This window comes from Maridesulfovibrio ferrireducens, from assembly GCF_016342405.1.
Taxonomy (GTDB): domain Bacteria; phylum Desulfobacterota; class Desulfovibrionia; order Desulfovibrionales; family Desulfovibrionaceae; genus Maridesulfovibrio; species Maridesulfovibrio ferrireducens_A.
The window spans coordinates 1-20,430 of sequence record NZ_JAEINN010000019.1 but is presented as its reverse complement, the minus strand read 5'-3'; the positions used below and the strand labels follow the sequence as shown (position 1 = coordinate 20,430).

Below are 20,430 nucleotides of genomic sequence, written 5' to 3'. Positions count from 1 at the left end.
CCCTACATGCCATGGCTGGCAGTAATTTTCTGTGCTTTATCAGTCTTTAGAAATTTCAAGAAGGTGTCACATTCTTTCTTGTTTGTAGAGCTTTTCAGTTGGCCGATGACAATACTGATAGGAGAGTAAGTGTTTTCATCAATGAGGGAGAATCCACCTATTGATTTCGAAATCTTGCGGGCATGGGTAAGATTTATCAGGGCGTAATCAACTTCTCCGGCAATAACGTATGATGCGGCCTGAGGAACGGTGGCAACGATAAGGAGTTTGGATTCAATTTTGTCATATATTCCTTTGCTGCGCATATATTGCAAAGCTGCTTTTCCGTATATTGCCCGTTTTGTATCAGGAAGAGCTATGCGGGTGACTTTAGATGCAAGCAGATCTGCTTCACCATTAAAAGCTGAACCTTTAGGGAAGATTACGACAAGTTTGCCGTTTCCAATTTTATCTGTGGTTTTGAAATCCAGTTGGGCTTTTTCAAGAAAACCTAAATCACCTATAACCATATCGACAGCGCCGCTGACACTGGCTTGAGCTGTGACGCGGGACATATTGCCGTAGATGCGCTCCACTTGATTGCCGGTGTCTTTTGTATAGGAGGCGGTAAGATCGTCAACGAGCGAACGGTAGCCCGCACCGGATGCTATCACTATTTTTGCCTGCGCTGCCGCAGGAACGCATAGGACTAATAAAAGGATCAGAAATAATTGATTGATACGCATTACATGTTCTCCACGAGTTCATATTGATTAGGAACGATAAAGTTCATATTCCGGCGTGAATTTTGCCGCTCCAGCCATTGAGGGGAGGCAACTCCGTTTTCCATTACAAATATCTTGTCTGCGAGGTAGTAAGCTTCTTCCAGATCATGAGTGACGTGAATCATTGGAATATTCAGATCTTTTTTCAGATCTCTCAGTTCACGCCGCAAAGATTCGCGGGTTGCAATATCAAGAGCCGAGAAAGGCTCATCAAGTAGCAGTAAAACAGGTTCACGCGCCAGAGCCTGACAAAAGGCCGCACGTTGTCTTTCCCCTCCGGAAATCCCGGATGGTTTGCGATCGGCAATGTGGGCAATACCGAATTTATTCAACAGATCTTGAACACAGTTTTTGTCCACTGCCGCAAAGGCTACATTTTTGCGAACCGTCAGATGGGGAAACAATGTGTATTCTTGAAAAACCAGTCCTAAACCTCTCTTTTGAGGTGTGGCATGGAATTTTTTTGAAGTATCGTTCCAGCAAGTTCCTCCGAGCGACACGGTTCCTTCATCAGGAAGATCTAAACCTGAAATGATTCTGATCAAAGTGCTTTTGCCTGCTCCGGACGGGCCGACAATGGCGGTAAGAGTTCCCGCCGGACAGGAAAGTGAGACGTCCAGAGTAAAGTTTGCAAGTTTTTTGCGAATATCTAAATGGAGAGTCATCAGCGCCTTCCGTTGATGCGGTTAATGGCAAGCAGAGCCAGAAAACTAACTGGAATTATTGCCAGCGACATGAATAATGCGTCCTGATATCGCATGGCCTCCACCGCCTCATAAATTGCAATGGATGCCACTTTTGTAGTGCCGGGAATACTTCCGCCTACCATGAGGATTACCCCGAATTCTCCAAGACTGTGTGCGAAGACAAGCATTGCCGCCGCCGCAAGTCCCGGTAAACTGTTCGGCAGAACCACCCGGAAGAAGGTAGCTGTGGAGGAAAGTCCCAGCACTGCCGAGTTTTCCAGCAACCTGATATCCAGTTTTTCAAAGGCGGCGCGCATTGGCTGAACCGCAAAGGGCAGATTATAAACAAGTGAGGCGAGTAAAATTCCTGAAAAACTAAAAACCATACGTTCGTCCGTGGCATCTTTCCAAAGTTTCCCCAGCGGTCCATGCGGGCCCATCAAAATGAGGAGCCCGAAGCCCAGAACCGTTGGAGGGAGAACCATGGGGAGAGAGACAATCGCATCAATCAAACTTTTTCCACGAAATCGGCAGAACGCCAGTATGTATGCCGTTGGCGCTGCAACAATCGGAATTAACAGAGTTGTTGCAAGAGCCAGTTTGACAGACAGAACGAGCGGAGAAAAATCCATGTTATTCGTATCCGTATTTGTTTTTGATAGTTTTAACTTCGGGACTTGCAAGGAATTTGACGAATTTCTGAGCGATGTCTTTATGCTCGGAAGAGTTAAGAATACAGGCTGCTTGAATTACTGGAGGAGCTTCGTTTACAACCGTGAAGGTTCCTTTGCGTCCTTCTGTTGTGAAGACTGATGAGTAGGCACAAAATCCGGCATCCGCAGCGCCTGTTGCCGCATATTGAAAGGCTTGGGCAATTGATTGCGCGTATACGAGTTCTGGTTTTACTTTTTCCCAGAGCTTTACTTTTTGGAGCGCTTTCATAGCAGCGGTTCCGTAAGGAGCTGTTTCAATGTTTGCGATGGCAATCTTATGCAGATCGGGATTTATCACTGCTTTATGCCAAGGTGTTGAACCTATTTCTTTTTTAAGCGACCAGAAAACTACTTTACCTTTTGCGTAGACAAATGGTTTTTCGGAGAGGCCGGCAGCATAAAGTTTTTTCGGGCGTTTTTCATCTGCTGCAAGGAAAACATCGAAAGGAGCGCCGTTAGTAATCTGTGCATAAAGTTTTCCTGTTGATGTATAAGTTGCCTGAACTTCAAATCCTGTAGCCTTTTTAAAGGCGGGGATAATTTCCTGCATTGCAGGGGTAAAGTTGGCAGCCTGTGCGATCAGCAAGTCTGCTGCATTCGCTGCGACAGGCAGTGCCAGAAGTACTGTAAGAACCAGAGTAAGAATGCGTTTCATTGTAAAATCTCCAATTTTATTGTGATTATATCAGATTACTATTATTGATCGATCTCATACTTATTCAGATCAACAGCAAGAAACAATGCAGTCACGTTAATTATAAAAAACGTGATTCTACGAAGGAATATTCCGTGAAATCAGGCAAACTGGCTCCGTTTAAATTCTTTGATGTGCCCGAAAATATAAAACATCTTGATACCCGGATGCTTGATTATTTAGAATCCGGTTATCGTTTATGGCGGGATGAGGCCGGTAGGGCTGATCGGTTACGGTCACGGACACGAGTCTTTTGTCTGTTTTTGACTTTGCGTCATACCGGAGCAAAACTTGGTGAAATCCTGAAAATGGATGAAAGCAAAAGTTTTAATTTCGGGCGTGCGACTGTCTTACTGGGAGTGGGGAAAAACAAACGCGAGGTTCCTCTTCCGCAGAACGTCTGCCGCGAGCTCAAAGCTCTCATAGAAGGACCCATGGGTATGGGGCTTGAGGGGCATATTTTTCACCTTGATCCGGGTTATGTGCGGCGTATTTTTTATGACAGGGCCGAGGCTTGTAATATTCCCCGTGAACTGGGTTCTCCAAGCGTGCTTCGCCGCTCGCGTGCTGTGGAATTGCTCAGAAACGGGGTGCCGCTCGGGGTGATGCGTAAAGTACTGGGGCAGTCTTCTGCAGATCTGTCAGCGGTTTATCAGGATTGGCCTGAAGGGGATGTGCAAAATATTGTCCGGCGTATGGCACTTGAAGAGTCTTCATTAAAAACTAGCGCGCGTAATACCTTTATAGGCCATGTCACGCAGATCCGGCGTGATGGAATTCTTGCTGATGTGGAGTTTGAGACAGCCGAAGGTAGCTGTATCAGTTCTGTTATTACTCTTGAGAGTTTGTATAAACTTGATCTTGAAGTGGGTGTTCCTGTTTCCGCAACAATTAAAGCACCGCTTGTGGCGGTACGTCCGCTATCGGAAGGTCAAAACTCAAGCGCTAGAAACTGCATTAGTGCGACAGTTACAGAAATAAAAAAGACTGAAATACTTGCCGAAGTTTCCGGTGAAACAGAATCCGGTACAAGATTATGTGCGCTTGTCGAGTCATGGAGCATTGAAGAAGAGGGAATAAAGAAGGGGAATAAGGTGGAATTTAGTTTTAAAGCTTTGTCCATTGTTTTACATGTAGTTTAGCTTAAATTATAATTGCCCGTTGCCGCAGTTTATGAGCTATGGTATTTTGAGTAGAAATTAAAACAAACAATGGAGAATACATCATGAGTGAAAGAACCGGAGTAATAACTTTTCAAGGCAATCCTCTCACCCTTATCGGGGCTGAAGTTAAAGTTGGAGACAAGGCGTCTGATTTCAGCGTGACTGATAACGGTTTGGCTCCCAAAACTCTTGCTGATTATAAAGGCAAAGTGCTGATACTCAGCGCTGTTCCATCGCTTGATACTCCTGTGTGCGATATGGAAACCCGCAGATTCAATAATGAAGCTGCAAAGCTGAGTGATGATATTGCAATCCTGACTCTCAGCATGGACCTGCCATTTGCACAGGCGCGCTGGTGCGGAGCCGCCGGAGTTGAGGCTGTTAAAACTCTCTCCGATCATAAAGACGCATCTTTCGGTGAAGGGTATGGCGTGTTGATTAAAGAATTGCGTCTGCTCAGCAGGGCTGTGTTTGTTGTTGGTAAAAACGGTGTGGTTGAATATGTTCAGTACTTGAAAGAAATCACAGAAGAACCTGATTACGACGCAGCCCTCGCTGCCGCTACGAAACTCGTTTAGATAAAATCAGAATCAATTCAAAATGCCCCTTGCAGATATTCTGTAAGGGGCATTTTTTTGCTTATAAATAATATATTATCCGGTTATTAGTTCCAAACTAAGAGCAATAGGCACCTTCATTGACGATTTGTCATAGATAAACTTTATTATGTCCATCTTGACATAATAAAGTTTATCTATGGAGAACAGCATGAACCTTGAAGCCGCCGTAACATTAAAAACAGACATCCCCTCACATGATGATTCTATTGGGTCTTATACCTACGAAGAGTTCTTTGAAGCCGCTCGGAGGTTTCATGGATATCCCGCCCCGGGACTGATGCTTGGTGGGTATATGATGGAAGAAGCTCGTAAGCATCTTCCTGAGGGAACTATATTTGATGCCGTTAGCGAAACGTCATGGTGTTTGCCGGATGCCGTGCAGATGCTTACTTTTTGCAGTGTCGGTAACGGCTGGCTCAAGATCAAAAATCTCGGCGTTTATGCTCTTTCACTCTACGACAAATATACTGGCAAAGGCATCCGTATTCGGGTTGACCCCACTAAACTTGATGCTTGGCCTGAAGTTAAATCATGGTTCTATAAGTTAAAGCCTAAAAAAGAGCAGGATACTGAAAGACTGCAATCTGAAATTCGTCAGGCGGGAGCTTCCTTATGTTCGCTGGAAACAATTCAGATGAAGCCCGAAGTTATGGGTCATCGCAGTAAGGGCGGCATAACTACTTGTCCTCTTTGTGGAGATGCTTATCCCGGATCCTTCGGTGCTATCTGCCGGACCTGTCAGGGAGAAGGGCCATATCTTGAACGGAAGTCCAGTCGTAATTTAATAGTTGATAACCTGCCTCATGGCCTTAAATCTGTTCCTCTCAGTGAAGCTGTGGGTAAAACAGCCGTTCATGACATGACGCGTATTGTCCCTGGTAAAAGCAAAGGGCCTGAGTTCTTTAAAGATCATAATTTCAGTGCCGGAGATGTCTGTCGGTTACAGCTTATCGGCAAAAATCATATTTATGTAGATGAAGGTGATATTCCCGATGGTGAGTGGGTTCATGAAAATGAAGTTGCTGAAACCTTTGGACGTATCATGGCGGGAGAAGGAGTCATTCAGGCTGGTCTTCCGCGAGAAGGTAAGGTCACTTTGGTGGCGGAGCAAGATGGTCTTCTCGTTACTGATCTTGAAATGATGAATCGATTTAATTTAGTACCTGATGTCATGGTCGCGGCTCGAAAAAGTGGGTCTCTTGTAAAAAAAGGTACTCGTTTTGCGGGAACCAGAGCTATTCCTCTTTATTTATCCCGAAATAATTTTTCCAAAGCTGTTTCTTCATTGAATGGCGATCCCTTATTTAAAATTGCTCCACTGCGTAAAGCTAAAGTCGGATTGCTTATTACCGGAGATGAAGTTTTTAGCGGGCTGATTGAGGATAAATTCGAAGCAATTATTACTGCCAAAGTTCAGGCTCTGGGCAGTGAAGTAGTTCGCACCGTGATTGGACCGGACAGCCGGGACTGTATTCGCGACGCAGCCAAGTCTCTTATGGACGAGGGCTGTGATTTGATTATCACCACAGCCGGAATGTCAGTAGATCCCGATGATGTGACACGACATGGACTGGTGGACGCCGGCGTAACAGATCTTCTTTATGGAGCCCCGGTTCTGCCGGGAACTATGTTGTTGCTTGCCCGCGCAGGTGATGTTCAGATTATAGGTGTTCCTGCTTGTGCATTGTTCTTTAAGAGCACCAGTCTTGATCTTGTTCTTCCTCGCGTGTTGGCCGGACAGACCTTAACCCGCAAAGATCTCGCCGCATTTGCTGATGGCGGATATTGTATGGAATGCAAGACCTGTACGTTTCCTAAATGTCCATTTGGGAAATAAGGAGAATGAAATGCAAGAAGTCACCTCCAACCCACAATTTGATTATTTAAATGATCAACCGGCAATAGACTCTCATAGTCCCACAATCCGCCTCCATCTTTGGCTTGAAGGTGGGGAAGGAGTTTTTTTTGGCTATGGGCGCTTACTTCTTCTCGATCAGATCGAGAAATGCGGTTCTTTGAAAAAAGCTTCCGAGGCTATGGGAATGTCGTATAGAGCCGCGTGGGGGAAAATTAAGCAGACCGAGCAGGTTCTTGGTTTTCAGCTTATTGAGCGGGTCGGCAGCAAGCGCAGCGGTTATCGTTTAACGGATGCAGGGCGGCTTGTACGTGACAAATATTTTGAATGGTTCAGGAAGGTAGAATGCGATGCCCGTTTACGGGCCGATGAAATTTTTCCATGGCGCTCAAAAAGTTTCGGAGAATCTTGACGTCTTGATATGTGTTTATTTTAACACATTGGAATCATTGACTTTTTTCTTGATATCTTCTTTAGTGTGAGAATAAACACAAATATCGGGCTAAAAGCAGTCTAGGCCGCTCTCTGTCCGGTAAAAACTAGGAGGTACTCCATGAATATTTCACGGCGCGGCTTTATGAAGCTTGCCGGAATAGGCGTGGCAAGCATCGGTTTGGGTCAGATGGGACTCGATCTTTCTCCGGTTCAGGCCTATGCCGCCGGACTCAAGATTGAGGGGGCTCAGGAAGTCATCTCCATCTGTCCATTCTGTGCAGTCAGTTGTCATTTTATCGCTCATGTAAAAGACGGTAAAATTGTCAGCACCGAAGGCGATCCTGATTATCCGGTCAGTGAAGGCGCACTCTGTGCAAAAGGGGCAGCAATGCTCTCCATGCACAATAGTACCCACAGATTACAGAAACCTAAATATCGCGCTCCTTACAGTGATAAATGGGTAGAAAAAGAGTGGGATTGGGTTATTGATCGTATTGCGAAGAATGTTAAAAAAACTCGCGATGCTGATTTTAAAACTCATAATGCTAAAGGACAGGAAGTTAATCGCGTTGAATCCATTTTTCATCTCGGTTCCTCGCAGATGGATAACGAAGAATGTGCATTAGTCCATCAGGGCGTGCGCGGACTGGGCCTGGTGCATTTCGATCATCAGGCAAGGATCTGACACAGCGCAACAGTTGCGGCTCTGGCAGAGTCGTTCGGGCGCGGTGCGATGACAAACCATTGGTGTGATATTGAAAATGCAGATTCTATCATGATTATTGGTAGTAATGCTGCTGAACATCATCCAATTTCCTTTAAATGGGTTTTACGGGCCAAAGATAAAGGCGCCACTGTTATGCATGTGGACCCCAAATTCTCCCGTACATCCGCTAGAAGTGATTTTCATGTCCCTCTCCGTTCAGGAACGGATATTCCGTTCATGGGTGGTATGATTAATTACGTTCTTTCCAACAAACTCTATTTTAAAGAGTATGTTGCGAACTATACCAATGCTGCTTTTATCGTAGGTAAAGATTACAAGTTCAAAGATGGACTGTTTTCTGGATACGATGCCAAAACTCGCACATATGATAAGTCCAAGTGGGCTTTCGAGCTTGACGATAAGGGTGTACCTAAACGTGATCCTTCTTTGAAAGATCCTCGTTGTGTATTCCAGATGCTTAAGAAGCATTACTCCCGCTATTCACTTGATAACGTTTCCAAGACAACAGGCGTAAGCAAAGAGAACCTTCTTAAGGTTTATAAGACTTTTGCCGCTACAGGTCAGAAAGATAAAGCCGGAACCATAATGTATGCTTTGGGCTGGACTCATCATACTGTTGGTGTACAGAACATTCGTACCAGCGCGATGCTCCAGCTTCTTCTTGGTAATATAGGTGTTGCCGGTGGTGGTATTAATGCTTTGCGCGGTGAACCTAATGTTCAGGGTTCCACCGACCACTGTATTCTGTGGCACATTCTGCCTGGATACCTGCCTGTGCCTAAAGCTAGTATGCCTAGCTTTGATGCATATACCAAGGCAACCACACCTGTAAGTCATGATCCTGAAAGTGCGAACTGGTGGCAGCATAAACCTAAATATATGGCTAGCTTGCTTAAGTCTTGGCGTGGCGACAATGCTACGGCTAAAAATGGCTTTGGCTATAAGATGCTGCCTAAAGCTGATGACGGCGTAGATTATTCATATATCTTCCTATTTGACCGTATGTATAAAGGTGAAATTCGCGGTGGTTTTGTTTTCGGAACTAATCCTGCTCAGAGTACTCCTAATGCCAATAAATCACGCAAAGGTCTTGATAATCTGGACTGGCTGGTTGTTGGTGAACTGCATCACACTGAGACCTCCGATAACTGGCATCGTCCGGGAGTCGACCCTCTTAAGAATAAGACCGAAGTCTTCCTTCTGCCTTCCGCTCAGCGCGCAGAAAAAGCAGGTTCCATCAGTAACAGCGGCCGCTGGCTGCTGTGGCATTATGAAGCTTGCAAACCTATGGGGCAGAGCAGAAGCATGGGTAACATGTACGTGGATATTATTAACCGCGTCCGTGAATTATACAGCACTAAAAATGGTGCATATCCAGAACCTATTCTGACTCTCGACTGGCCTTCTTTCTATGACGCTGAAGATGTAGCTCAGAGAATTAACGGTAGATTCACTAAGGATGTAAACTTCAAAGGCAAGAAATACAAAAAGGGGCAGCAGGTTCCTTCATTTGTTGCTCTTGGTGATGATGGATCAACATCCAGCATGAACTGGCTGTATGCCGGAAGTTATACTGAAGAAGATGGTAACAAGGCGAAACGCCGCAGTTTGGCACAGACTCCAATGCAGGCCAAGATTGGTCTTTTCCCGAACTTCGCATGGTGCTGGCCTGTTAACCGTCGTATTCTCTATAACCGTGCATCTGTGGATGCAAACGGTAAGCCTTGGGCGCCTCAGAAAGCTGTTATTGAATGGAACGGCAAAGGCTGGGAAGGGGATGTCCCTGATGGTGGATGGCCACCGAATGCAACAGGCAAAGGACGTTATCCGTTTATCATGCGCAAAGAAGGGCATGGTCAGCTTTATGGTCCCGGTCTCCAAGACGGTCCTTTCCCTGATCATTATGAGCCGGTGGAAACTCCGATTACGAGTCATCCATTCTCCAAGCAGCTAAGCAGTCCATGCTACAAGAGCGTTAAGAGTGACCTAGATAAGCTTGCAGAACCCGGTGATAAACGATTCCCGATTGTTCTCACCACTTACAGTATGACCGAGCATTGGTGTGGTGGCGGTGAAACCCGTAACATCCCTGCGCTTTTGGAAGCAGAACCTCAGCTTTATGTTGAAATGAGCCTCGAACTTGCCAAGGAAAAAGGTATTGCCAACGGTGATGCTGTTATCGTTGAAAGTATTCGTGGCAAAGTTGAAGCAATTGCGATGGTTACCGTTCGTATGACTCCATTCAAAATTAAGGGCAAAATTATCCACGAAGTGGGTATGCCGTTTTGCTTTGGTTGGACAACTAAAGGAGTCGGTGACGCAACCAACCGTCTGACTCCGGCAGTAGGTGATCCAAATACGACTATTCCTGAGTATAAGGCCAGTCTTGTGAACGTCCGCAAAGCGGATAAAGTCACAGAACTTGAGTAATTCGCAACTAAGCCGGGTCAGTAGACCCGTCCGATAGGGAGTAAAAAATGCCTAAAGCATTCTTTGTCGATACATCGAGATGTACGGCTTGTCGCGGTTGCCAGATAGCCTGTAAGGAATGGCACGATCTACCTGCGACAGAAACAAAACAACGTGGTTCACATCAGAATCCACCTGATTTGAATCCTTTTACTTATAAAGTGGTGCGTTTCAGTGAACACCGCATAGATGGCAAGATCGAGTGGTTTTTCTTCCCCGATCAGTGCCGCCACTGTCTTGATGCCCCTTGTAAAGAGGTTGCTGACAGTTATGTGGAAGGTGCGGTAATTCAGGACAAAAAAACTGGAGCTATTCTCTACACTGATCTTTGCAAGAAATTGAAATCAGATGAGTGTGAAGAAATTGCCGAAGCTTGTCCTTACAATGTTCCGCGCCATAACACAGGCACCGGAATGCTGGTTAAATGTGATATGTGCATTGACCGTCAGCAAGCAGGTCTTGTTCCTGTTTGTGTCAAAACTTGTCCAACCGGAACTATGAACTTCGGTGAACGTTCTGAGATGGTTGCTTTGGCTGAAAAAACTCTTGCTAAAGTAAAAAAAGAATATCCCAGAGCTGAAGTGGTTGATGCAGATGAGGTGAACGTAATCTATCTGGTTATGGACAAACCTGAACTGTATTATGAATACGTGACCGCCGACAATTCAGGCGTAGGGCAGCCAATGTCACGCAAGAATTTTCTTGCTGGCATTACTAAACCCGCAAAACGTATCTTCGGATAGTTGCACTTATAACCCGAGGCCCGGATTTATCCGGGCCTCGTTTTAAAGCAGGAGCAGATCTCCATGAATAATATACAATCCCCTTCTTCCAGTCAGCGCGATGTTCGAACTGGACTCCTTGCTTTACGTGAGCAGACTCCCGCTTTGGAAAATATTTTTGACGCATTCGGTCCGATTGCAACGGCGCATGAAGATGGATGCAATCTTTTAGTAAAATGGAATAATTTTATTCTCCCGGAAGCTGATGCCTTGCGTTTTGAGCAGGGGGTGTCGCTTTTGGCCGATATGGATATGCCTGATTTTGAACAATATTATTCAGAAATTTTTTGGTTGTTCAGCAAGGCTGTTGCAGAAGGAATGCCTGCTCTTTCAGATAAAATAAGCGCAATAACAGATGTTTTGCAGGGAACAGAAGAAGTTAATGAATTGGCAAGATCTGTGTGGAATGACGATGACGGGCTCTTCGAAATTTTGGCTAAAAAATTAAGCCTTGATGGTTCTGTATTATTGATGCTGGCGTCACTCGCAATGAAACCTTTCATGAATCGTATGAAGGATGAAGCCGCATTAAAGATTGAAAAAATGCAGTGGGATAAGGGCTATTGTCCGATCTGCGGTTCTTTTCCGGATATGTCATTGCTTAAGAAAAAGCTGACGGAAAATGCAGAATATATGGCAGGACATGGCGGACAGCGTTGGATGCATTGTTCCTGTTGTGATCATCAGTGGCGCATTAAACGCAATATTTGCCCGTGGTGTGAAAGTGAAGACTATAAGAAACTTAAATATTTCCAGTCCGAAGAGCGCAAGACTGAGCGAATTGACGTTTGCGATAGTTGTAAACGCTATTTCGTGACTATTGATACGCGCGAGCTTGCCGAAATGCCGGATGCCCGCATCGCTCCACTCGGATTAGTTTATCTGGATATTAAAGCACAGGAAGAAGAGTATCAACCCATGGCAGAAACTCTGTGGAATGTATTGTAAAGCTTGACGATAAATAACAGTCGATATACTAAGAATCCCGGTGGTCGCCAACGTAGCTCAGTTGGTAGAGCAACTGATTCGTAATCAGTAGGTCGTCAGTTCAATTCTGATCGTTGGCTCCAGTAAAATCAAAGGTTTACATCTTTTTAGGTGTAAACCTTTTTTTGTGGTCTTTGTCTCAGGTACCAGTTTGGTACCAGTTTTGAGAGCTATTTATTTATGGGGGAGAATTATAGCAACTCTATTCTCAGTTGGGGAACTGATATTTTTAGGCTCGGTGATTACTTTTTTTTATTTTTTTTATTAGTTCTCCGCAGTACTCTTTGAAATTTATAGCAGTGGCTTTAATAGTACATAATTTATCTTTTTGGTTCTCAGCGAGAAAAATTTTACCTAACCGTTGAAGATGTGCGATTTCGTGAGGTTCAACCGGAGTTGTTAAAAGATTGCCTTTGAATGAATTCTTAACATGCCAATGATTGAAATATATAAATGAATAAAATTCATTAATATTGTTCTCATCAAGCCATTCGTCTGTTGGTGTATCTTTATATTTTTCAAGAAGTGATAGGTATTTTTCTTCGCTGGAGCTCAAATTATCATAACAATGTGCGTGGACTTGATCAAAATGTTTAATGGAATTTCCAAATAGGGAATTGCTTCTTACACCAAAGTTCAGTGGTTCAATTTTTTGATCCCACCATTCACAGAAGAGTGATGGGTAAATATCTAGCTCTAATAATGTGTTGACGTGGTTGTACTCTTTAACAGGGTAATGGAATGATGATTCAAATTTAATTTTTTTATATTCCGCGTATGAGTGACAAACTGCATCAAGGAGTGAAGATGAAAAATTGCTTGTTAATTCATATACATCGATAGTTTCTCTAAATATATTATTTTCATATTTGTATTTGAGATCATAAAGCCATCTCCTCGTAACTCCTAAACATTCCCATAATGCGCTATGTTCCAAGTCCATAAATACCATACTGTGAAACACTAATAAGTCATGAAATATTTCATCGGTATTTTTCATGGCAAGGTCCCAAGAGTAGTCCATCGGTTTATTAAGATCACCTAGCCCAATCTTTGGCGTATAATCACGTTCTGAACGGATACGAAATAAACCTGTAACAATTGATTCTTTAGGAAAAATGAGAGCTTGATGGGCGCTTACGTTTCTTAATTTTTTTAGCTTTTCAAAATCTTGGTGGTTGTCTTGTTGAAAGGAACGAATACAATCATGTAACCATTTAGGTGTGTTTTGTAATGATGTCTCTACAAAGAAGAGCAATGATCTTAGCAGATTGTTTAGGTTTAGAATGAAATTTTTAGGGGAGTGATACGAACTTCCAAGAAGAGTCTTGTTCTCATGTACTATTTCTATGTTCTGAACCAAAGTGGGGTTTTTCGATGCCATTGTTTCAAAAAATAGAGAGGCTTTCTCTAGTTCAAACAAAGTGTTCTCCTGATAAAATTTTATGTTTATCAATACTAAATTATGTTGGATTGTGTGCTTGCTTAACTTGTTAAATAACAATGATATTGAATTAGAAAGTAGCGGTCAACTCGGGCTTATCCCGTAATTAAAATATTACTTATGCCCCACTAAAAAATCATGAAATATCATATTGGCTCATGTTAGCGTTATGCGGTAAACTGTCTTGAAATTAATAAATTAAGATTTGGTGCTAAAAATATGTTTAAAAAAATATATCAGTCAGTTCGCTCTTCCCAACTAAAAAATATGCTCTGTCCCGAGAAGCCATTTAATATTTTGTTGAAAACAAATTTGATAATGGCACTTTTGCCGGGAAGACGGGAAGATCGAGTGAAAATACTTGAAGCCGAAGATAACTTGTACCGAGATATTCTAAATGCATTTTCACTAGTTGGGTCTGCTGAGACATTAATCAGTGAAAATATGTTTGATGAGAGTTTTATAAATATTTGCGAAGGTCATGTTCATTGGGCATTCGCTATTCTAGATAGCCACTATAGAATGGATTTAATTGCAGGGCACCCTGTCCAACATTTTATTTCAGAATTGATGGCTAGGAATGAGAGTCGTGTTGAGCCTGCAAATATTCTAGATTTTTTTGATAGATTCATTTTTGACGAAGATTTACCAAGTATTTCTGGAAGTAGCTTGCAAAGAGCAATGGGGCAGAGGAGCAAGCTTGCAGTTATCCAATTTGCTTCATTGTGGAGACTTTTTAAAACATCCAATCATCTTATCAAATATGGCTTTGTTTATGGTGAGTTCCCCATAAAGGAAAGTCGTTTTCTATTTGATGAGCTAGAGTTGCTCGCAGAATTGTTGTTAAGGCAGAATTCTCCAGAGCATAGGTTTCAGCTCGAATCAGAACGAAATAGATGTATGCGTGATTTGGCTTTGGAAAATCCAAATCCAATAATAGTAACCAGTCTGGAATTGAGGGATAAACTACATGAGCAACAAGAGACTGGATTTTCAGAAAAGAAAGTTTCAATTGTTAATGCTATAGAGGGCAATATAGATGGTCATGACGAAAAATCAAAAGTATCAGATGACGTCTCGATTAATAAGTCTGCGGATTATGTGACGGTTGGTGGTTTTGATGCATATACGGTTACACTCGCGTTTATGGCAGCTCCTTTTCTGAGTGATAATCCAGAAATATCTTGTCCTGATCTGTGGGAAGCAATGCGGAAAAATCATACTGGTTCTGAAAATGCTTTTGGCAGAAATGAGTCTGAAAAGGTCCGTAGGACAGTCTTTTTTGACGGCAAATGGCTGTGTAATCACGTAAATGACAAAAAGAAAAGCGCGATGGAGGAAGAATCCTTTTTGAGAAATTACAACGCAAAGGTTAAAAAAGTAATTAATGAAATAATAGTAGGTAATAGCTAAGTCATAGTACTTTAAATACCTGAATTTACGTCTACCTTCAGATTAACAAATAAATCTGGAGGTAACCCAATGGCTCGACAAAAATTAAAAGATTATTCTCACCAGACAGTATTCGAGAACCTTCTCGAAACCCTTCCTCTCCTTGTTCCAAGGAAAGACCTTACTAAGTACTTAGGCTCTCTTATCAGTGTTGGCCATATGGCTAATTTAGATTCAGCCGGACTCGGTCCTGCTTCAATTAAGATTGGTGGCCGAATTGTATACACGCGTGAAAGCCTTGTTAAGTGGCTTGAAGCTCGCAGTCAGTAAGGTTGGTATTATATGAATCTTACTGATATAAACGAGCTTGATACATTTAAGGCCGCCTTGGAATATGCCTCGTCAGGCATTCCGGTATTCCCTTGTCGGGAAAAGAGGCCTTTGACCTCTCATGGCTTTAAAGACGCTTCTACAAATCTGGATCAGGTGAAAGCTTGGTGGCAGCAATTTCCGGATGCAAATATTGGAAGCCCTACCGGACTCAATAGTTTTGTTCTTGATGTTGATTTGCCGGACGGGCCTGCCTCACTTGCAGATCTGGAAAAAGCCAATGGCAGTCTCCCTGAAACATTGGAGCAGATTACCGGGAGCGGCGGCAAACATCTATTCTTCAAACTTCCTCAAGACATAAAAATCAAAAACACGGCTGGTAAGATTGGCAAGGGCTTGGATATTCGAGGTTCTGGAGGGTATGTGATCCTGCCTCCTTCGCTGCACCCATCTCAGCAAAAGTATCAGTGGCAAGGGAATGCAACTCTTCAAGAGGCTCCTGCTTGGTTAGTTGAAAAGATTATTGGCAAGGGTAGCAAATACTTGCCGGACAGTTTTGACAATGCACCGGCTTCAGCACGAAGCCATCTTAAAACAATTGCTTCAGCTAAAGAAGGGCAGCGCAATGACACTTTGAATGCGTCTTGCTTTTCTCTCGGTCAGCTGATTGCTCAGGGTGATTTTACTAAGAAAGAGATCATTAAGTATATCTATGCTGCTGCTGAAGCAACGGGGCTGCCTACTGCGGAGTATTTCAAGACTATTCAAAATGGAATTGAAGCTGGGAAAGATAGTCCTAAAAGCGGAGTTGCGGCTTTAAAACGTTCACTCAAGGAACTGAATGTGTTCCCTTGGCCGATAGTTGATAGGGCTATGTTTTATGGTTTTGCTGGTGAATTTGTGGAGTTTGCCACGGAATATTCAGAAGCTGATCCGATCGCAGTTTTAGCAACGTTTTTGTCACGCTTTGGCGTTGAAGCTGGACGTAGTCCATTTGTTTTGGCCGGAGAGCAGCAGCATGCCCGCGTTAATGCTGTTCTTGTCGGGCAGAGTTCGAAGGCACGAAAAGGAACTTCGTTTATGCCTATTCGAGAACTATTCAAGTTCTCTGAAGATGAATGGAAGCTTTCGCATGTCAGCCACGGACCTTTATCAAGCGGAGAAGGCCTGATCTTTGCGGTCAGGGATGAACGTACTGAATATATTGTCGATAGACAGAAAGGTTCAGGGAAAGATGTTACGGTTGATTTGGGCATTAAAGATAAAAGGCTTTTTGTGCTTGATCAGGAATTTGCCGGGGCATTGTCCTGTTCAAAGCGGGACGGTAATACGCTGTCTTCCATTATTCGTGCTCTTTTTGACGGGCATAAAGTGGAGCCGCTGACCAAGACTAGCAAGATTACGGCTACAGATCCGCATGTTGCCATCGTCACTCACATCACAACACACGAGCTTAGTAGCAAAATGGATACGGTCGAAGCTTTCAATGGCTTTGCAAATCGTTTCCTTTGGCTCTGTGTACGCCGCCCGAAGCTTGTCGCGTTTCCAACTGCTCTGGACGAAAAAAAGCTTCAGAGCTTCAGGATGCGTCTCTTGGATATTCTCAAAAGCAGTGTTGAATATAACGAGATTTGTTTTGACCCTGAAGCAAGAACTTTTTGGGCTGATATCTATCCTTCACTTTCTCAAGATCGTCCCGGCTTGCCGGGAGCCATTATGAACAGGGCTGAGACAAATACAATTCGGCTTGCCTTGCTTTATGCTCTCCTTGACTCTTCCTCGGAAATAACAATCACACACTTAAAGTCTGCTTTGGCTTTTTGGGATTATTGCGAACAGTCCACTCATTTTATTTTTGGAGAAGTTGAGTTTGATTCAACAGAGCGGCGAATTATTGAAGCTTTACGTGAAGTTGATGAGATGGATACGCGGGCTTTGTACGATGTTTTTTCAAGGAATATTACGAAGCGGCGTCTTGAAAATGCTCTTTCATCTTTGATCGCTAGTTCCAGAATTGTTGTTGAAAAGAGGAAAACTGGAATTCGTGGACGTCCTAAAAATATATTCTCTCTCTACGAAAAAAACGAATTAAACGAAAATAAAAGCGATGTCCCAGATGAATAAAATCGTTTTGTTCGTTTAATTCGTACATAAAGCAATAAATCATAAAAGTAAGTGAGATACACAAATATGGAGCCATCAATTAATAAGTGGTGCTCTCGACGCACGACAGAAAAAGGACTTGAGCGGCGAATATTATCGAATCTTAGCCAGCCTACCCAACGTGACACAGCCCGCTGCGCGATCAGTGTCTTTGTTGGGGCTGGCGAGGGAGGCAAGCCTCCCTTCGATCCCACCGATTACGCCAGAGAAATGGAGGGAGTATGAGCGCGAAACGAAGTGAGTGGATTAATCTCAGAGTCACGCCGGAAGAAAAAAAGAAAGTATCAGCTAAAGCCGAAGCAAGAGGAATGAGTACTTGCGATTTTGTTCGCCAGAAATTGGGAAAGCCGCGAGTTCGGAAAACCAGACGTGAAAGAGAGAAGCTGCTTCATATTGCTCGTATCGGAAACAATCTTAACCAGCTTGCTCGCTGGGCAAATACTTATAAAAGCAATGCAGATTCAATTTTGATTCTCGCTGAACTTGCAGCAGTCGAAGAGGAGTTGAAATGTATATGAAGGTTTTCCCACATGGAAAAGGGAACGGAACCGAGGCCATAAATTATGTCCTTGATCCGAAACGGGATGGACGCGAAGAATCCCCGCCCGAAGTTGTGAGGGGAGATCCAGAAATTGTACAACGAGTGATCGGTTCAACTGACCGTGTCTGGAAATACACTTCCGGTGTTCTTTCATGGGCTCCAGAAGATGACGTTTTACCACGGACTGAAAAAGAGGTCATGGACGATTTTGAAAGAGTGGCCTTCGCAGGCATGGAACCGGATCAGTATTCCATCCTTTGGGTTCGGCACAGTCATGCCGGACATCCTGAGTTGCACTTTATTATTCCTCGAACGGAACTCAGGCAGGATAAAGCCATGAATCCATGTCCTCCCAACTGGCAGAAACAATACGACGTTTGGCGCGACCTTTGGAATGAACGTAAGGAGTGGGCAAAGCCTGATGATTTGAAACGGTCTCGGCTTACACAGCCGGGAAAAGATATGCATTCTCCAAAGGGTAAGCAACTGAACGACTTCCGAAAAACCGTAACTGACTATTTGGTTCAAGGGATAGCTGACGGTTTGCTTAAGGACAGGAAGGACTTGGTCACGGCTCTTCAAGAGTTAGGTTATGCAGTGCCTAGGCAGGGTAAGAATTACATCACTTTGGAGTTGCCAAAAGATAAAAAGCGCGTCCGGCTTAAAGGAGGGATATATGAATCATCTTGGAGAGCTGACCGAGAAATTAAAAGAGAAGATGGACTCACGTTCTCAGGAGGTCGAGCAAGTCGTCAAGAGCGCATTGGAAGACTTGAGCGAGAACTTGCTGAAATATGCCGAAAGCGAACTGAATACCATCATCAGCGATATGGACACCCATCTTCAGAAGCTAAGGAAAAAGCAATCCAAAATCTCAGCGTATCACTGGAAGCAAAACATTTTGGCAAACATTATATCCGCTCTGCTTCTAGTCATCATATCAGTCTGCATAACCGGATACTTCGGTTGGCGAATTCAAGCTCAAAGCGAGGATTTAACGCAAATCAAAACACAAATAGCAAGCCAGAAGAAGAGTATAAGCAAGTTTACAGCATGGAAGATCAACGCATATCAGACCGAGAATCAAAAATACTTGGTCTTTCCCAAAGGAATGAAGCTGGAAATAACCCAGACAAACAACGGCCAGCCAGCCGTTTTATTAAAGAGGTAGATTATGAACGAGTTGAGTCGGAACTTATCGGAGAGTCTGGAAGAAATGGAGAAAGCGCAGAAAGAAAGATTGGAACAGCAAGACCAGCGGATAGCCGAGCAGGGGCAAAGGATCTCCGAGCTGGAAAAGGAGGTGCAGGGTTGCCTAGACTTGCAGAGCGGATTGGATGGTGCGTTGCGGGAGTTGGGGCGGTTGTCAGAGAATTTGCGCGGCGGGCGATAAAGAAAACGCACAATAAAGGTTTTAATATGAACAATTAAGAGTACAGCGTATATTAATAGTTTATTATTCAGTGGCGCATGTTCCTTTGTTTATTCAAAGTGATGTAGTTTGAATTTGAAAGGTTATGTAAATATACATCTGCCTATAGACTTGAGTCGAGCAGTTCGGTAAGTGTTGGTGTTATTTTTATTTAGATAGGTGTATTGTTTGTTTAGAGATAATTTGAATTAGAAAGTTGTTACGGCAGGAGCAAAAAATGGGGAAGCATAGGCGAAGCAAAAAGAATATAAAGCGGAGAATTAAAAGTATTCGTAAACAAAAAATGAAGAGTTCTCCAGAGTTTAAGACTAGTGATATGCTGCCAAAACTTTTTAAGCAATATCGTCCAGAAGACGTAGTCGTTGCTTTGTCTGTGATACAATTATGGATTCCGAATATTTCATCAATTTATAAACATCACATGGCAGTTGCAGTTTTCAGATCTATTCCTGAATCTAAATTCTTAGAAGAAAAGCCAATCAGAACGTATAATGAATTTAGCTCTTTTTGCTTAGAATTATACAAGTTGTTGCTATCCAATCCAATGCTTGAGGACTTTGTACCGGAACCAGATTGGGGAGAAATTAAACTGGTTTCTGATGATGGGATAATGAAGATTTTTTATGGCGGAAGTATAGAAAGAATTTCTGATTTTATTGAGGCTTTCAGGATAGTTCATTCTGAGAATAGAAAAGCATTGAATGATATTAATTTTGTTTTGCGAGTACAAAACCGTATTTTATCGTTGATTCCTAATTCGGAAATGTATGTCCCTGAGAATATAGATAGCGGGCATTTAGAAATACCTTCGGATTCATTTTGGGACGTTTGTAGTGCTGCTCTGAAAGAACTTACTGATTCTATTTCTACAGGGGAATTGGGAACAGTAAGCAAGGAGTTAGTGTTAGAATTAGGTCAATGTTCCAAGTTTGAGACAATTAGTGACTTCGGCGATAAGCTCATGGCCGGGCTAGCTAATCCAGTTGTTGCTCTAAAGATTAATAATAAATTGTATCCAACTTTGCTGAGAGACTCTACGGACGCTGTGCTCAGTTATTGGGCTAGAGCTAGCTCATCTTCTAAAAGCAACGTGAACACTATTCGATCCCTTTCGCAATATCTAGCATCCATATTTCCTCAGGTGTTATCTGGGCCATTGATCCTGCCACACTTTTCTGGACAGTTAGTTAAGCCACAAAAATATTTTCCTGACAGTTGATTTCAAATTCATCA

18 protein-coding genes and 1 tRNA gene are annotated in these 20,430 nt (G+C 43.2%); 14 read left to right on the top strand and 5 right to left on the bottom strand.

Features of this window, described 5'->3' with window-relative positions; genetic code table 11:
• Positions 1 to 2: 2 nt before the first annotated feature.
• From modA (JEY82_RS17120) to modA (JEY82_RS17105), 4 genes are read right to left on the bottom strand one after another with little or no spacing between them, the layout of a single operon-like run.
• The gene (gene modA, locus JEY82_RS17120) at positions 3 to 725 is read right to left on the bottom strand and encodes a molybdate ABC transporter substrate-binding protein (protein WP_304087851.1); all 723 of its coding nucleotides are present in this window, start codon (positions 723 to 725) and stop codon (positions 3 to 5) included.
• Positions 725 to 1,429 carry an ATP-binding cassette domain-containing protein gene (locus JEY82_RS17115; protein ID WP_304087849.1) on the bottom strand — a complete coding sequence of 235 codons (705 nt, stop codon included), beginning with the start codon at positions 1,427 to 1,429 and terminating at the stop codon, positions 725 to 727. Before JEY82_RS17115 ends, modA (JEY82_RS17120) begins: the two co-directional genes overlap by 1 nt.
• Entirely contained in the window at positions 1,429 to 2,082 is a 654-nt protein-coding gene (modB, locus tag JEY82_RS17110) for a molybdate ABC transporter permease subunit (RefSeq protein WP_304087847.1), read from the bottom strand. The genes JEY82_RS17115 and modB overlap by 1 nt, the downstream gene beginning before the upstream one ends.
• A gap of 1 nt (position 2,083) precedes the next feature.
• Positions 2,084 to 2,818 carry a molybdate ABC transporter substrate-binding protein gene (modA, locus tag JEY82_RS17105; RefSeq protein WP_304087846.1) on the bottom strand — a complete coding sequence of 245 codons (735 nt, stop codon included), beginning with the start codon at positions 2,816 to 2,818 and terminating at the stop codon, positions 2,084 to 2,086.
• A gap of 134 nt (positions 2,819 to 2,952) precedes the next feature.
• Between modA (JEY82_RS17105) and JEY82_RS17100 the strand changes: the two genes are divergently transcribed.
• The 8 genes from JEY82_RS17100 (at position 2,953) to JEY82_RS17065 (ending at position 11,978) form a co-directional block, all read left to right on the top strand.
• Positions 2,953 to 3,999 carry a TOBE domain-containing protein gene (locus JEY82_RS17100; protein WP_304087844.1) on the top strand — a complete coding sequence of 349 codons (1,047 nt, stop codon included), beginning with the start codon at positions 2,953 to 2,955 and terminating at the stop codon, positions 3,997 to 3,999.
• An 83-nt stretch (positions 4,000 to 4,082) separates the two neighbouring features.
• A complete protein-coding gene (tpx, locus tag JEY82_RS17095) occupies positions 4,083 to 4,598 on the top strand; it encodes a thiol peroxidase (protein ID WP_304087843.1) in 516 nt (171 codons plus the stop codon).
• A gap of 190 nt (positions 4,599 to 4,788) precedes the next feature.
• Complete coding sequence (locus JEY82_RS17090; RefSeq protein ID WP_304087842.1) at positions 4,789 to 6,477, top strand: FmdE family protein; 1,689 nt, start codon at positions 4,789 to 4,791, stop codon at positions 6,475 to 6,477.
• Between the two features lie 10 nt (positions 6,478 to 6,487).
• Positions 6,488 to 6,907: a winged helix-turn-helix domain-containing protein gene (locus tag JEY82_RS17085; protein WP_170830280.1), complete on the top strand. Its 420-nt coding sequence runs from the start codon at positions 6,488 to 6,490 to the stop codon at positions 6,905 to 6,907.
• A 141-nt stretch (positions 6,908 to 7,048) separates the two neighbouring features.
• On the top strand, positions 7,049 to 10,087 hold the full coding sequence (gene fdnG / locus JEY82_RS17080; RefSeq protein ID WP_304087841.1) for a formate dehydrogenase-N subunit alpha: 3,039 nt from the start codon (positions 7,049 to 7,051) through the stop codon (positions 10,085 to 10,087).
• A 47-nt stretch (positions 10,088 to 10,134) separates the two neighbouring features.
• Positions 10,135 to 10,869 carry a 4Fe-4S dicluster domain-containing protein gene (locus tag JEY82_RS17075; RefSeq protein ID WP_304087840.1) on the top strand — a complete coding sequence of 245 codons (735 nt, stop codon included), beginning with the start codon at positions 10,135 to 10,137 and terminating at the stop codon, positions 10,867 to 10,869.
• 63 nt (positions 10,870 to 10,932) lie between these two features.
• Positions 10,933 to 11,856 (top strand): formate dehydrogenase accessory protein FdhE, encoded by a 924-nt coding sequence (locus tag JEY82_RS17070; RefSeq protein WP_304087838.1) that lies wholly within the window; start codon positions 10,933 to 10,935, stop codon positions 11,854 to 11,856.
• Between the two features lie 46 nt (positions 11,857 to 11,902).
• A tRNA-Thr gene (locus JEY82_RS17065) sits at positions 11,903 to 11,978 on the top strand.
• Between the two features lie 146 nt (positions 11,979 to 12,124).
• On the opposite strand, the gene JEY82_RS17060 is transcribed toward JEY82_RS17065, so the two are convergent.
• Entirely contained in the window at positions 12,125 to 13,318 is a 1,194-nt protein-coding gene (locus JEY82_RS17060) for a hypothetical protein (protein WP_304087836.1), read from the bottom strand.
• Between the two features lie 240 nt (positions 13,319 to 13,558).
• Here JEY82_RS17060 and JEY82_RS17055 point away from each other — a divergent pair, with 240 nt between their 5' ends.
• From JEY82_RS17055 to JEY82_RS17030, 6 genes are all read left to right on the top strand, one after another.
• Positions 13,559 to 14,752, top strand: a complete 1,194-nt coding sequence (locus JEY82_RS17055; protein ID WP_304087835.1) for a hypothetical protein — start codon at positions 13,559 to 13,561, stop codon at positions 14,750 to 14,752.
• A gap of 69 nt (positions 14,753 to 14,821) precedes the next feature.
• Positions 14,822 to 15,061: an AlpA family transcriptional regulator gene (locus JEY82_RS17050; protein ID WP_304087833.1), complete on the top strand. Its 240-nt coding sequence runs from the start codon at positions 14,822 to 14,824 to the stop codon at positions 15,059 to 15,061.
• Between the two features lie 12 nt (positions 15,062 to 15,073).
• Positions 15,074 to 17,185, top strand: coding sequence for a bifunctional DNA primase/polymerase (locus JEY82_RS17045; RefSeq protein WP_304087831.1), 2,112 nt, complete (start codon positions 15,074 to 15,076; stop codon positions 17,183 to 17,185).
• Positions 17,186 to 17,445: 260 nt separating this feature from the next.
• On the top strand, positions 17,446 to 17,742 hold the full coding sequence (mobC, locus tag JEY82_RS17040) for a MobC family plasmid mobilization relaxosome protein (RefSeq protein WP_304087829.1): 297 nt from the start codon (positions 17,446 to 17,448) through the stop codon (positions 17,740 to 17,742).
• A complete protein-coding gene (locus JEY82_RS17035) occupies positions 17,739 to 19,196 on the top strand; it encodes a relaxase/mobilization nuclease domain-containing protein (protein WP_304087827.1) in 1,458 nt (485 codons plus the stop codon). The genes mobC and JEY82_RS17035 overlap by 4 nt, the downstream gene beginning before the upstream one ends.
• 218 nt (positions 19,197 to 19,414) lie before the next feature.
• A complete protein-coding gene (locus tag JEY82_RS17030; RefSeq protein ID WP_304087825.1) occupies positions 19,415 to 20,416 on the top strand; it encodes a hypothetical protein in 1,002 nt (333 codons plus the stop codon).
• Positions 20,417 to 20,430: the final 14 nt, after the last annotated feature.